General features: G+C 39.1%; 8 protein-coding genes. 2 read left to right on the forward strand and 6 right to left on the reverse strand.

The genetic code is table 11. The annotated features are described in order from the left end of the window. Positions 1 to 70 precede the first annotated feature (70 nt). From L1283_RS05490 to L1283_RS05515, 6 genes are all read right to left on the reverse strand, one after another. Entirely contained in the window at positions 71 to 3418 is a 3348-nt protein-coding gene (locus L1283_RS05490; RefSeq protein WP_244294521.1) for a SusC/RagA family TonB-linked outer membrane protein, read from the reverse strand. A 67-nt stretch (positions 3419 to 3485) separates the two neighbouring features. Continuing rightward, entirely contained in the window at positions 3486 to 4433 is a 948-nt protein-coding gene (locus L1283_RS05495; protein WP_088160186.1) for a FecR family protein, read from the reverse strand. A 96-nt stretch (positions 4434 to 4529) separates the two neighbouring features. After that, entirely contained in the window at positions 4530 to 5057 is a 528-nt protein-coding gene (locus tag L1283_RS05500) for an RNA polymerase sigma-70 factor (protein ID WP_112373850.1), read from the reverse strand. 127 nt (positions 5058 to 5184) lie between these two features. After that, positions 5185 to 6648 carry a hypothetical protein gene (locus L1283_RS05505; protein ID WP_429625943.1) on the reverse strand — a complete coding sequence of 488 codons (1464 nt, stop codon included), beginning with the start codon at positions 6646 to 6648 and terminating at the stop codon, positions 5185 to 5187. 368 nt (positions 6649 to 7016) lie between these two features. Then, entirely contained in the window at positions 7017 to 8108 is a 1092-nt protein-coding gene (locus L1283_RS05510) for a DKNYY domain-containing protein (RefSeq protein WP_429625944.1), read from the reverse strand. 34 nt (positions 8109 to 8142) lie between these two features. Continuing rightward, entirely contained in the window at positions 8143 to 9213 is a 1071-nt protein-coding gene (locus tag L1283_RS05515) for a S41 family peptidase (protein WP_145328900.1), read from the reverse strand. A gap of 575 nt (positions 9214 to 9788) precedes the next feature. Between L1283_RS05515 and L1283_RS05520 the strand changes: the two genes are divergently transcribed. Both L1283_RS05520 and L1283_RS05525 read left to right on the forward strand, forming a co-directional pair. Next, the gene (locus L1283_RS05520; protein WP_088160190.1) at positions 9789 to 11531 is read left to right on the forward strand and encodes a hypothetical protein; all 1743 of its coding nucleotides are present in this window, start codon (positions 9789 to 9791) and stop codon (positions 11529 to 11531) included. Beyond that, positions 11528 to 15025 (forward strand): DEAD/DEAH box helicase, encoded by a 3498-nt coding sequence (locus L1283_RS05525; protein ID WP_429625945.1) that lies wholly within the window; start codon positions 11528 to 11530, stop codon positions 15023 to 15025. The genes L1283_RS05520 and L1283_RS05525 overlap by 4 nt, the downstream gene beginning before the upstream one ends. The last annotated feature ends 12 nt before the right edge of the window (positions 15026 to 15037 follow it).

The raw sequence follows: 15037 nt of genomic DNA on the forward strand, positions 1-15037 counted from the left end.
TAAGATCTTAAACTAAATAATCCTTGTATGAAGTAAGCTTCGTTTAGATCCCATTGGCATTCTGCTAATATTAAAAATTGACATTTAGACCGAAGATAAAGCTGCGGGCTTGTGGGTAACGTCCGACATCAAGTCCATTGTTATCCATACCAATTTCTGGATCAAAACCAGTGTATTTTGTAAACGTAAATAAGTTGTTCGTAGTCGCATAGACTCTCACGTTTCCAAGTTTATATCTGTCAGTCAAAGATTTTGGCAGTGTATAACCTAATGTGACATTTCGGATACGAAGGAAAGAACCATCTTCGATATAGAAATCTGATGCATTAAAGTTTCCGTTAGCGTCTGAACTTGAGATAATAGGCACTTTCCCATTCGGGTTTTCTGGTGACCATGCATCTAGGATTCCTACTAATTTGTTGTATGAGGGACCGCTCGCGCTGTAGGTTGTTCTTTTGATGGCGTTAAACAATTTGTTCCCTTGTACACCTTGTGCAAAAATATTGAGATCAAAGTTTTTGTAATTCGCATTGAAGCTCAGACCGTAAGAAAAATCAGGATATGCACTACCGGCGTAATAGCGATCTTCAGGTCCGATCGAACCATTCCCATCGATGTCTACAAATTTGAAATCGCCCGCTTTTGCATTGGGTTGAATTTTTTGTCCATTGGCATTTTTGTAGTTATCAGCTTCTGCCTGACTCTGGAAGATACCATCGGTCTTTAATACGTAGTAACTGTAAAGAGGTTGGCCAACAGTAATTGTCAACGGAGCTAGCTCATTTCTAAAATTAGTACCTACTGCGATATTGTTCAATCCAGGAGCCAATTCTTGAACGTTGTTGGTTAATTTGGTTAGCGTCGCATTAATAGAGTACGAAAAATCTTTATTTTTAGCACTACTATAAGTTAGCCCTAGTTCAATACCTTTATCTTTTACTAAACCCCCGTTAATCGTTTGTGTGCTCAAACCCGCTGTTCCCGGAAGAGGTTTGGTTAAGATCATCTTATTTGTTTCTTTGACAAAATAATCCGCTACCAAGCTCAATCCATTCAAAATTCCAAGATCTAAACCTATATTGGTTTGTTTGCTTTCAGCCCATCGCATATCCATATTGGGTAACACATTCTGAGCATATCCATTTTGTAGTTTTGGATTTTCACCAAAATAGGCATCGGCACGAATAAGAAGAGGGTTAACATCCAGTGGGTTTAGGTTGGCTAGACCACCCAATTTACCGTAACTAGCTCTTAATTTAAGCTCGTTTAACCATTCTACAGATTTCAAAAAATCTTCTTTGTGTAGAGCCCATCCAGCAGATGTTGAATAATAGTACCGCGCTCTATTTTCTTTTAATGGAATTATGGATGAAGCATCTCTTCGGCCAATTAAGGATAGTAGGTATTTTTCATTGTAATTATAGTTTGCCCGTAAGAAAAGAGACGAAAGTGCTGTGGCTCCATAACCACTTTCCGACGGTTGTATTGTGTTCGCGTTATTCAGGTATCTGTATTGCTTGGATTCATCGTCAAAGCCGGTTCCCGAAGCATTCAAATAACTACTTTTGGTTTTTTGAAAACTGTAGCCTCCGGTCAAATCGAGCTGATGAACGTCAAATTTAGTTTTATAATTTAGGACCTGTTCGGCAAGGATATCATTTGCGTCACTCGCTCTTTCCACTAGACTATTGCTCAAAACGGGTTTACCTATTTCAGGGCGTTTTGGTGTAAAGCTTTTATATCTAATGTTCGATTTGGTAATGCTTAAGTTAGATCTGAATGTTAAGCCTTTTGCTAATTGGATATTGGCATATGGATTTACAACCAGGACACTGACAGGATTATTAATGTCTATGCGCATCAATTCTGCGACAGGGTTAATGATATCACCATAGTCGCCAGGGAAAGGTCCTGGCAAACCAGCAAAGCTTCCATCGGCATTGTAAGGTGTTCCATTTGTTGGATAATAAATGGCCGACAATAACGCTCCTGTGTAGTCGCTGCTCGTATTAGCGCCATTTCCATTGGTATTGCTGTAGGATAGATTTTCACCTACTTTTAACCAGGGTGTAATTTGATGTTCTGAGTTTATCCTGAAGTTGTAACGTTGTGTTTTTGTATTGAGTACAATACCTTCTGCTTTACGGTAATTGAAACTTAGGTAAAAATTAGACTTTTCATTTCCACCGTTGATAGCACCATTGTAATCTTGCAATGTCGCATTTCTAAATACTTCATCCATCCAATTGGTTTTTGTGACAAGCCCATCTGGATATTTTGTTGGATCGAAAGCTGGTAAAATGGCTGTTCCACCATTTTTTGCTGCCGTTGCTGCTACCTCAGCGCGTTGTTCCGCATTTAAAGGCTGTAATTTACGCCAAGCGCTTTGTTGGCCGATTTTGGCATCAACACTGATCTGCATCTGTCCTTTTTTCCCTTTTTTAGTGGTGATCAATACCACACCACCAGAAGCTCTCGCTCCATAGATTGCTGCCGACGCGTCTTTAAGGACCGAAATGGATTCGATATCGTTTGGATTGAGCTGTGGGGTGCCTAGGAAAATTGAACCGTCAATAACGTAGAGTACATTTTCACCATTTATACCACCGGCACCCCGAATATTAATGCGAGGAGGCGAAGTTGGATCGCCACCTTCGTTTGTCACAATGACACCAGGAGATTTTCCAGCCAATACTTCGCCAACACTGTTTACCGATCGTGAGGATAATTTATCAAGGGATACCACACCTATAGCACCCGTTAGTGTTTCTTTTTTCTGGGTTCCATAACCAACAACAACAACTTCGGATAGGGTCGAACGCTCTTCGCTTAACGTTACATTAATAATTTCATTTTCACCGATGGTAATATCTTTAGAATGGAATCCGACCATCGAAAAAGAAAGTACGGCCTGTGGTCCAGCCTCGATTCGAAATGCACCCTTTGTATCTGTTGTGGTTCCTACCTGCGTACCCACTACTTTTACAGAAACACCTACAATTGCAGCCCCTGTTGTATCTCTTACAAAACCGGTAACGATGCGGTCTGCCTTGATGTTTGCTTGCGTGTTCAGGATCACATAGTCCTCTTTTTCCACTGCATTGATTCCAAGCTTATTCAAGAGCGCGCGAACGGGTTCAGTTTTAAAGCTGCCGCTTAAGACTGTGTTCCGTTCTTGCAATAGATCGGGATTGTAAACAAAATGAAGGCCCGAAAGACTCTCGATTTTGTGGAGAATCACATCGAGTTTTTCGCCCTTGCTTATTTTGATGTTTACGCTGCTTTTGTCCAAACGTTGGGCCATGCTTGGGGAGGCCATCAATGAACTGCAGAATACTGAAGTAATCGAAAATGCGATGCAGGGATACTTCATGATCCGGTAAAAAGAGAATTCTCTCTTGAATGCAGGTGTTTTCATTTTTTTGTAATAATTAGGTAATGAATTACGCATGGTGACTAAGATGTTTTAGGTAAATTTTTAGACATTATTTGTGGATTTTAAATACTTTATCCTTTTCAATCGTACTGTACTTAAGATGATGTAGGCTGCAGATGATATCCAGTATTTCTGCTGGATTTTGTGTGCTATTGAATGTGGCTGTTGTTTTTAGAGACCTAAGCGATGTATCCTTTAAGATAATTTCAATGTTGTAGATATATTCCAGTTTTTTTGCGACCTCTTGGAGGTTTGTACCATCAAATGCTATGGCGACAGCGGTATTTTTTTCTACTACGCTACGCGAAGATTGTGCGGTTTCTTTGCTGTAACGTAAACTCTGGTTTTTGGTTAATATACCCAAGATTTTATCTTGTTGCTGTACCGCAACCTTACCGGTAGCAACAGTGACTTCGACTTGGTCGGAAGCCTGATAGGCTTTTATCCGAAAGGAGGTACCCAATACTTTAACCGCTAGCTTGGATGCAAGCTGTACCTGAAATGGGTGTTGCTCGTCGTGGGCAATATCAAAGAAAGCTTCCCCTTCAGTAAGTGCTATTTCACGGATATTTCCCCTGAATTTACTTGGATAGCTGATTTTTGAAGATGGTTCCATGATAATTTCCGAACCATCTGCCAATACAATCTTTTTATGTTCACCTGCAAGGGTTGTCGTGACGATCTGCGCAGATGGTGCGATAGGTTGATTATTTACTTTCCAATAAAGAAGTCCTATAGAAGCAATCATTAAAATAGCGGCCGCTATTTTGAATACAGGTGAATACAGCAGGGAAGGTCGTTTATTTTCCTTTTCTGAAATACCGGACTGGATATTGGCCAATAATTGTTCGCGCAGTGCTGCCTTGCGTTCCTGCGGAATTTTTTTTGATGCGTTATCCAGTTGGGCGTACCAATCTTCGACTTGTTTAATCTCGGCGGCGCTGGCCTCTCCATTTAAATATTTTTGCAGTAGCTGCTTTGCTTTTTCTTCCATCATTTGAATACATGTCACTTCAAATGGGAATTGGTACTAGTTGAAAATATTAGGAGTATATTAAATTATTGTTAACACTCAAAAAAATGTAGGAACTGCCTAAGAGAGGCTTTTTTTGAGCAGTTTCATGGCCGAGGTAATTTGATTCTTGACGGTTTGTACCGATACATTCAGCTCGCTCGCAATTTCCTTGATTGATTTTTCTTGCTTGCGGCTCATTGTGACGACCAGTCGCATACGTTCGGGAAGCTGCATCAACGCTTCTTCAACTTTTTGCTGCGCATCTTTTAGGATCAGCAGGTCGTCCGCTGAATCTGCATATTGTTGGTTCATTAAAGTCGCAAGTTCGGCTTTGTGTCCATCTTTAACTGTCGTATTCCGAAAATGGTTGATTACTTTGAATTTTACCGCCCCATGTAGATAGGCTGCAAGGCCACCAGATATGATAACCTGTTCACGGTTTTCCCACAGTGAAATGAAGATTTCCTGGGTAATGTCCTGAGCCACATTTTCGTCACCTATTTTCTTAAAAGCTGCATCAAATATGGCTTCCCAATACAGATTAAAAATCTGTTCCATGGCAAAGTGGTCACCTTGCTTTAATGATGCTATCAATAATTCGCTCACAAGATCAGTTTTAATTGGACAAAGCTAATAACTCAGTATTCCTTTAAGGTTAATAAATCTTAAAGAGTATATTTTGTCTGTTATAAATTAATCTTTGGAATTTCAGCTGAAATTGAGCGGTATATTTTTATTCTTTATACTCCTCGCCCGTAGCAATGTCAATAAAATAGCCATCGTCCTGATTCTGCTCATTTTTATGTTGTACCCAACCGTTGGGATTGATGGTTATGTAGCTTTTGTTGCCGATTCGTTGTTTTGTCTTATTGTTGTATAAAGTATAGCGACCATCTTTATGTTCCTGTAATGCGAAGATTTGTCGTTTACCATCTAAGGTTTCAATATGTTCGAAATCGGGGTTTATATCCCAAGTCTTTGCACTTGAATTCCATAGGCCTTTTGTAGGTTGCAGATCACCTCGTTTTACATCAATTAAATAAAGATCTTCTGATGAATCGATGTATTTTATTTTTCCGGTCTTCCAATTCTTTTCCATGGCATTCGAGGTGAGTAACATGTGTTTGTCTGGCCAGACCAAATTACCCACTTGATCCAGGATATAGAAATTCGGGGCTTTGATGGTGTCCAATAAGTTGCCATCTTTATCTATATATAACCAATCATAAGCCCAGATCGCATGATCGTAGTTAAATCTGCCCAGAATAAAATAGGGCGAATTAGTCACCGAATAAACTAAGGATATTTCTTTTAGAAAGGCAATCTGTGTCGCATTGGCTTGTCTAATTTGTTTTGGAAAAGCTTTGTCGTATTGTGGAAAGGCATATATAGTCCCTGTATTATTGTCCTTTAGTAGTTTGGGGATTGTTGGGCTGTAGCGCTCCTGATTGATGGAATCGAGCTGTATGACCTCATTTTTCCAAAGAAGGTCTATTTTGTCAATGCCTGTCAAAGCGGATAAAACCGGTTTTTTGCTTTTGATATCAAGGATGGCAAAACTGTTTGTTGATGCTGGAATATAACGTCCGTTTTCCAAGGGCATTTCAATGTGTTCTTCTATTTTCTTAAGTTTTTGATCTTTTAGCAGATACAGGTTTCCATTGAGGATCAGGTGCTTATTGTCTAAGGGGTAAGTTGCAAGGTTATACTCGTTCTCATCGTAAGGAATATCTTTTTTCAACAGGACCTGATTGCTTTCCAATACCCGTATTTCGAGCTTAACATAAGTAGCTGTTTTCTTGATATAACTGCTTAGGATATTCCAGTCCCATTTCCAGAAGGGTAATTTCTTTTCATATTCCTGGCGTTTCATTACAAGAGTCAGCTGTTTGAGGTCTAAGAGCTGTAAATCTGCGTCGGAATAATGTTCGATAAATTCACCTTTACTGGTAATGATCCCCGTTTGATCCTTTTCATTGGCTACCAGTGCATATCCTGTGGACGTGAAAGGCTGAGCCCAATGGAACTCTTGGGATAGCTTCTTATGGAATGCACTGTCGACATAGACAAACTGCTTGTTTTTGGTTTGATAGGGAATCCATTTAACCCGGTCATTTTTTGTGATTATGGCGGATTCCTGTGCACATGCTGTGATACATAGCATAGCTGTTATACTTAGTAATACTGATTTGATCATCCTTTTTTTCTATAAATTGAACCTGTTTGTTTGCAACTCGCATGTTATTGCAATTGCTCTCGTTGATCGAGGCCGAATGCGAATCGTACACGCTCTGAAACGCGTTGGTTTCGAAGCTAAAGTAGTGGAAAACAAGCTTTGGAAAAATAGCCGATTTCAGTGATTATCTTGGCGGCAATCAGGAGAGATTTAGTGTAATGAAAGTGAAATGGAATACCGTATATTGTAAGTTATAGCCTGTTGGCGTGTAATATTAACCGTTGATTGGACAGATGATATCGGGAAGGAGCAGCGCTAATTTTGGGGTTGAGCCGATTAAATTGGTTAATCGGCTCAAATTTCGCTTATTGTTGAGCCAATTAGTGTGATCACTTTTTAGTAACCGGAACCAAAATAACCTCCCCTTTGTTGGTTTGGTACCAGTATTTGTTGCCCAGGTCATCTTCGAAATCATGGTTTACTCGCGACTTATCAACCTTTCTGAAGCTTTTTACATCAGGGCCATTGAATATTTTATTTCCAATGAAAATGTGGTTCGCATCTTTCGCTACAGCGAACTTGAGAACCTCGAAGGTTTTCGGATCTGCTTCGGCAAATAATTGTTGCTCGTAATAGACATGATTTTTGTCGCGCGACCACAGGACTTTTCCATTTGCCCCTTCCAATAGCTCGAAACTTTCGGCATCGACCGCTGCATATTCAAATTGCTTACCCGAGATAATCACCAATTCGTCAATGATTACTGTCTTATCATTAAGGAATTTTATGTTGTTTGATGAAGGAAGTTCGATCTCCAGTATACCGATGTTTTGATAAGGCTCGTAGTAGAGCAGTATTCGGTCATTCAGTAGTAGATAGGCTATATTGAGAGCCTTAACGTTCTCTGTTTTATAGTGGAGCGGAAGAATCGCTTTGTCTGTTACTACGAAAAGCTGATTTTTATCTTTTACGAAATTACTGTTAACTACGTTGAATGACGCATAGTCGACGTTCAGCGGTTGATACCTATAAAAGTAATGTGCTTTATCTTTAGCTAGTGCTGGAAGTTGATGATATAACGTTGTATAAGTTGCGGGATCGGCACCTTCGATAATGGTGAGCTGGTTTTGATTGCACGATGAAGTAGCCGAAGCAAAACCTTCAAACTTGAATACATGCGCCTGATCGATTGGAATGTTGTTTTTCAGTTGAAAGGTCTTTACATCGACCAGCTCTTGCGGGCATCCCATAAAATAGACGTGATCTTTATCGCGGGCATAGACCTCTTTGATCACAGCAAAACTTGCCAGATCGGTAACCATCTTTCTCGAACCTCGTTCAAAACCGTTTCCGCCCGGTATAAAATAAATCGCACCGCTCTTTTTGTAGTAATCTTCAGACAAAGGACTCACTTGCTCTTTGCAGGAAAAGAGCAGGCCTATCAAAGCACTTATTATACCCATTTTTAAGATATTTTTCATACTCGCCAACGTTATACTTTATCGCAATTATTGATTATTCATTGATGTAACGCACCGCAAAATCGATCCAGTCTGAAATGGATTCATCCAGATAGATATCGGGCTGTATACCTATATTGTCAATCGGATATTGCGGTAAACGGGTAGATCGGTAGGTTGGCAAAAGGAGCTGGTAGTTGTCGCAACCAAATTTGAACTCACGTATAGAGCCATAGTCAAGGGCACCCATACTCGGGGTTCCCATGATTTTTACTTTTTTGCTCTGGCGGGAACTGAATAAAAAATTCTCCGCTGAACTGGCTACATTTCTATTGGCTAGGATAATGACCTGTTGCGGACTCTTTTTATTAAGGACAATCGTATCTATGATCACCTTCTTGTCACCATACAGTACAAATTTTCCGATATTCTCCCTGTATTCCCGCAGATCTTCGTCAATTCTTTTTACTTCATTCAGAGAATCCTGCTTGATATTTTTGATGGCATAATCACGCAACCCATTGACTAAGGTCTGTGTCGCAAAAAACTCAACACTCATAATCCGGATCGGGTTAGTTAAGATATAGGGCAACAGGGGCTGGTATACATCGTCCGTTCCACCACCGTTGTTTCGTACATCTATAATAAGTCCTTTACTGCTTTCGATCTTTTCTTTGTTTTTTTCGATCAGCTCTTTGAAAGGGGCTATGTTTTCATACCCGAAGCTTGAGATCTTAATATAAAATATATCGGGACTGATCGATTTTGAACTTATTTCCTCTTCTGGTTCTGCTTTTGGGTTTTCGGTACTTGTCTGTGGAGCATTTTTCTTTTTGGAAAGATCATCTAAGACAATGTGTTCATCCTGGAAGAAGTCAAGATATTCCTGCAAAAGTCGCATACAGCTCCCATTTGAAACCAGCAAGCTTTTCTTCGTCAATATATTTTTTTTAGCTTGATACAGGTCCTTATTCTGCTTGGTTTTTTCTGGAAAACCAGGGTACTCGCTCTCTATTTTTACAATTAATTGCTTAAGTGCCTGTGAGCAGTTGCAGGTGGTTTGACCATATATTGGTCGAACAAAGAAAACAAGACAAAAGATGAGGAATAATTTGGTATTGGTCATGGATATCGTTGTTAAAATTAATGCAATTAAAGAAATAGCGTATTTTCTGATAGCTTAATAATTGAATAGCCTAAAAATAGTAGAAATATATAATTGATTCGTGAGTTGTTTACAATTCGCAGCATATATTTATAATGTGTAAAAGCTGGAAATAAATGGTCGTGTGTCTATGTACAGGCCGGTATCCTTTATTTAAAACTTTAATGATAAATAATATTTTGATTTGGTTTTGTTTATTTATATATTTGTATATATAAACTATATTAATGTATTCTATTTTGTTTTTCTTTTCATGGGAAAACAAAGTGTTTGCTCTGTCTATATTGCCAGCGACGGTGAAACACTTTTTCGCTAAATGAATGATTTGAATACATGTTGATTTAAATGCTGGTATTTCCTGAAAAGCCAAGGGGCGAACGTCTATATGTAGTAATGTGTTAACCCCTCTTTAGTCTCCTTGGTTGTAATACTGTTTTTTTACAATAAAGTATTGATTATTTGCAATAATGATCTGTAACAGTCTGATCTGTTGGGGTAATTTATTGTGCCAAATTTTTAATCTTAAATCATTTAGTATGGAAATTAATAGCCAATTAATTATCGATAGGCTTTCTCAGCGTATGGATCTCGATCGTGCCTATCTTTTTAAATATCAGTTTCTCGGGCAGGATCATTATCATTTGCTTCTTGCGCTCAAGCATGTGAGCGGGCTTTCACCGAAGGTATTAAAACCTATTGTGGAATTATGTTTAATGGATCAGAAGAATATTTCCTTTGAGCTGGTGCCAATTGCTGAAATGCTCAGTAAAGTCAAAGTGGGCAGCCTGTATTATTCCTATGCCTCCCTACCCGAAAATACCATATATCAGGCTAGTAGCAAAAAGAACCCACCCCTTCAAGCGAAAGAACTAAAAAGTGTCCTAGAAATAGCTGATGAATATTACCAGAAGCTCTTGCCTATTTCAGCGGGATTCCTACAGGGGGCTGAAACATTTGGTCAGCAGGGGAACTATCAAAGGGCTGTATTTATGTTACATCAAAGTATGGAAAATCATTTGCGTTTTTTACAGCTAATGATTGACGGAAAAGCCAATAATGTACATCATGTTAATAACAGAATTAAAAGCCTCAATGAACATTTTTCCATGTTAAGGGAGTCCATTGTCGGAAAGGATGAGGAAGAAAAGAAACGTTTTAGATTATTGGACAGCGCCTTTGATGCGGTGAAACAAAACAAGGATCTCGAAATCTCCGCCTTTGACGCCTCCTGGCTTTATGAGCATTGCAAGTTTGTTCTTTATACGATTGAACAGCTGTACCTGAGTTTTATGGAAGGCCTTAAAGCGGGCCATGAAAAATTGTTGGCAATAGCGGAACAAAAAGTCGCGAATAAAAACGTCGAAGTTGCAGTAGGTAATCTGGCGGCGAAGGACGCTGCATTATCGAATGCTACGGCCTCGCAGTTTCATGCATTTCCTTGGCCGGAGCGGTATGAGACAGATATACTTCATGTGCTGGCTCAGATTCGTCAGGAGAATAATCCCGAACAAATGATGCTGCTCAATTATTACGTCAGCGATGCGCATGGGAAAGGACTTTTTCATTTTCCACCGCAGGAAAATGAAAAGGCAGAAATCTACCTTGCAGTAATAAAAAAGAAAATAGGTCACTGTCATTTTCGAAAAATCGTTTATGGTGGAGTTACTGCAATTGTAGCTTTTATGAGTACAGATTTCCTGGCAACAAAACTGGATCTGGGCAGCCGTTTCTCCCATACCATCTGGAATGAATCTGTTGTTGTTTACCGTCGTCCGAGTTATAAACCGACGTATTCCGTTTCTCCGATCAATTGGCATGATACATTGTTTAAGACATCCATTTCATGGACACGCAATTCAAAACTCATGCAGGATCTGCTAGGTGTATTTGCTTTTGAAGGACTTGCTAGTCCACAATTGGCTGTATTATTTTTAAATCAATTGACTTCAATTGGACTATACAGTTATCTCTACCTACGGATCGGTTATGCCCCAATGAATGTGACGATAGCCGATCTGGTGGACTGGACCTGTATCTGTGATAAAAAGGTTAAGGAGTTTTTTACCGCCAGAGGTGATGTAGAAGAAATATTGAATGCAGAGTTATTAAAACAGATGAAAGGGCGGGTCTATGAGCTTCCTTCACAATTAGCTCAGCTTGATATGGACTACTTTAGGTCAAAAGCGAGAGAAATTACAGATTTCTTTGTCGATTTGTGCGACCGAAGTATAAAATATATGGAAGTGAAATCTGAAGGTAAATTAAACGAAGTGATATGATGGGAATTGGCTTTAACTGCATTACGACGGATGCTAAGATCCGTTCAGCCGAAAAAATACTTCCAAAAAGAAATTCTAGTGAACCTCTTGTAATTCCTTGGGAAGATGGATTTATAGGGAGAATGACTCCGCGCTACCTGAGCAAATATTATGCTGATGATGAGATTCCATTTATGGAACGAGAGAATATTGTTATTCAGGTCCGACCGTATCCACCAAAATATGAACTTAAGTTAAAAAAGTTCTCGGGTACTACGGTTAAAGTCGAACTGACTACGGAACACCTCGGCATTAATTGTTCTTGTAGCGACGATGTAACAGGGCTTTGCGTACACGAAGCAACCCTGTTATCGAATAAATTACTGGATAGTTGCCCCAATTATTTAAAGGGCCTATATCGGGCTGAAATCAATAATTTGCCACTATGGAAGAAAAAAATCGTGCCATTTAAGGTCTGTGAGAACTATTCTTATGCGGAGTTAACTGTAGAAATGAATAATGAATATGGACGATTTTATCGTTTAGCTCCTAATGATTATGAGAGTGGACTTCGTCTGCCTGCACGTAACTTGGAAGGATATCTCGATTTACAGCGAAACGATGAAGTATGTTTTTTTGTTACAATAAATTTTTCCGCTTTTGGTCTGCCTGTTTTTTTCCCTTTTCATTATAAATTTAAACGCTCTCGTTCCTTTTCGCACTCTTATCTATTGGACGAAAGTAACTTGAAGATGTCTTTAAATTCTTATGATCAGTATCTGGAATTGTTCAGTCGTCGATTTGCCGCCCTCCTTAATGAAGATAAAATACTTCGGGAAGAGAAGAAGGATCTAATCAGTGAAGATATCAACTACTTCGAGCGGAAACAATGGGAAATTATACAGGTATGGCGTGATTTACTGGAGGATCCTCCGTTTCCAGTTAAATTACGTTTTGCCGAAACATTTAAACGCTATCGATTTGCACATCAGATTAATTTGAAAAATTCGAGCGTGCTGGGTGCTGCTACATTAAATAAAGCACAGGGGGATTTGCAGCTCAAAGTCGAAATTGATGATCAGGATCAATATCTGAAAATGCGAATTTGTCTCTATTACAGAAACCAGCTAATAGATTGTCCTGAGTTTTTGGGGGATGAAAATTGTTTCTTTCTGAAAATATCTAACGAGGAAATTTTATTTATTGATAACCTGACCCAGGTTGGAGTATTGCAAAAGTTTAGACAATGGAAATATAGATTGACTGTCTTTAAAGAGAATTATCATACCTTCTTGAACGATTATCTGATACCCCTATCAAAAATAGCGGAGCTTGTCATCTTAAATAGGGTAGGGGAAAATATGACAATTCCTCAAGTCTTTAAGCCGTTTAAAAAAATAGCTACTATTTCTGTAATTGACCAATTCCTTTGTATAGCGGCTTTTGCCGAATATGAGAAAGAGGGTAGGTTTTTGTTAAACTCCAGTAGCAATTTGATTTTAGGGGAGAGACAGAATCAATTGGCATATTTTGAAAGGGATAAGCTCGAAGAACAGGTTTTTCAGGAATTTGTTAAAACACAACATCCGATTCTTAAGGAGACAGCATTAGAAAATAACTGGTTGATTCCTTTGAAAGAAATTGAAAATACCACTTGGCTATTTGATTTCATGGAAAGCTGCTCTCTCAATGAAATTTCGTTAGAAATTGACCATCTTCAGCAAGGTAGCGCATACTATCCTTTCCCTCTAAATTGTACTGTACGTAATATCCGTCTGGAAAATAACCTATGTTCAATTCTACTGGGGCCGAAATTTGGAAGACACACAATTTCAATGGATGAATTTGAGGATTTGATTATGGGAACAGATAAAGTTTTTACTCTTACTGAAGGGGCTTTTGGCATTATACGCCGCGCTGACCGAGAAATCTTCAGGCCATTGTTTTTAGGAGGAAGAAGAGAAGAAGATTGTTTTGTCTTAAATACAATTCAACTTGTGTCTATGCAGAAGGTTTTGGATAAAATAGATAAAAAAATTATTCAGGACAGTATTCGGGAACGTCGTGAAAAACTCGCAGCTTTGGATGAAATCCCTCTTTTGGAAATCCCTAGAAGCTTAAAAGCGCAATTACGACCTTATCAGCAGGTAGGTTTCAGCTGGCTCACTTTTTTGAATGAATTTCAGTGGGGCGGCCTTTTGGCTGATGATATGGGTTTAGGGAAAACATTGCAGATTATAACAGTGCTGGAATACTTTTATCAACAGCATTCTACAGGAAAATCTGCTTTAGTGGTTGTCCCGAACTCTCTTTTGTTCAATTGGGAAAATGAATATAAAAAGTTCGCCCCCTATCGAAAAATAGAAATCTATCATGGGAAACACCGGGAAGCATTTATTTTTGAAGAGGAAGGCACTGTAGTTCTTACGACATATGGAACGATGTTGACTGATGCGGCGTATTTAACCAGTTTAGACTTTAGCTATCTGATTATGGACGAATCCCAAGCCGTCAAGAACCGTAATTCGAAGCGTTTTGAGGTGCTGTCAATGGTTAAGGCCGATTACCGTGTAGCGATGACAGGAACGCCAGTTGAAAACGGTATACAAGATATTTATGCGCAAATGTCTTTAGTTAATCCTGGTTTCTTTGGAGATTATCGAAATTTTAATAAGGCATATAAGGGTGTCAAAGAGGTAGATATGGTTCAAGAGACGACTTCTAGCCTCCAAAAGATGATCCAACCTTTTATTCTTCGGCGTACAAAAAAACAGGTTGCTTTGGACCTTCCTGAAAAGACCGAAACAATTCTCTATATGGATATGCTTCCAGAGCAAAGGAAAATATACGATAAGGTCAGAAAAATATTCAAGGGAGAGATTGAAAATAATCTGAATAGCGCTGATTCCACGAAATCCAAATTTTTAGCGATCGAGGCGCTGCAAAAACTACGGCAGCTTTGCAACTCCCCCATTCTGATGAAAGATGGCGGCTTCGGTCATGAATCTATTAAATTGGATTTTATTGATGAGATCATGGATGAAGTAGCTCCAAATCATAAGATTCTTCTCTTTTCGGCGTATACTTCCATGCTTAAGCTGGTGGCTCAACGAATCGAAAATAAGGGAATAGCTTATGTCTACCTTGATGGTAAGATGAATCAAGATCAGCGGCAAAATGCGGTCGAAAGATTTCAGAACGAGGACGAATGCCGTGTGTTTCTCATTAGCCTTAAAGCGGGAGGAACCGGCTTAAATCTAACGGCTGCCGACTATGTCTATATTTTGGATCCCTGGTGGAATCCTGCTGCCGAAGCACAGGCGATAGATCGTTGTTATCGAATAGGGCAAGAAAAGCATGTGATGGCTTATAAGATTGTTTGTCGGGATTCCGTTGAGGAGCACATCTTAGCCCTTCAAGAAAGTAAAAAACGAATATCCGAAGGACTGATTTTAGATGAGGCTAATCTAATGAAATCGATCAGTAAAGATGAGCTGCTTAAATTATTTGAATAACCAATTGTACAC

Source organism: Sphingobacterium sp. HSC-15S19 (assembly GCF_050433745.1).
In the GTDB taxonomy this organism is placed as follows: domain Bacteria; phylum Bacteroidota; class Bacteroidia; order Sphingobacteriales; family Sphingobacteriaceae; genus Sphingobacterium; species Sphingobacterium siyangense.

Bases quoted from the DNA above. Each gene is read 5' to 3' on its own strand.
- L1283_RS05490 (WP_244294521.1), bottom strand. From the start codon at position 3,418: ATGAAAACACCTGCATTCAAGAGAGAATTCTCTTTTTACCGGATCATG.
- L1283_RS05495 (WP_088160186.1), bottom strand. From the start codon at position 4,433: ATGATGGAAGAAAAAGCAAAGCAGCTACTGCAAAAATATTTAAATGGA.
- L1283_RS05505 (WP_429625943.1), bottom strand. From the start codon at position 6,648: ATGATCAAATCAGTATTACTAAGTATAACAGCTATGCTATGTATCACA.
- L1283_RS05510 (WP_429625944.1), bottom strand. From the start codon at position 8,108: ATGAAAAATATCTTAAAAATGGGTATAATAAGTGCTTTGATAGGCCTG.
- L1283_RS05515 (WP_145328900.1), bottom strand. From the start codon at position 9,213: ATGACCAATACCAAATTATTCCTCATCTTTTGTCTTGTTTTCTTTGTT.
- L1283_RS05520 (WP_088160190.1), top strand. From the start codon at position 9,789: ATGGAAATTAATAGCCAATTAATTATCGATAGGCTTTCTCAGCGTATG.
- L1283_RS05525 (WP_429625945.1), top strand. From the start codon at position 11,528: ATGATGGGAATTGGCTTTAACTGCATTACGACGGATGCTAAGATCCGT.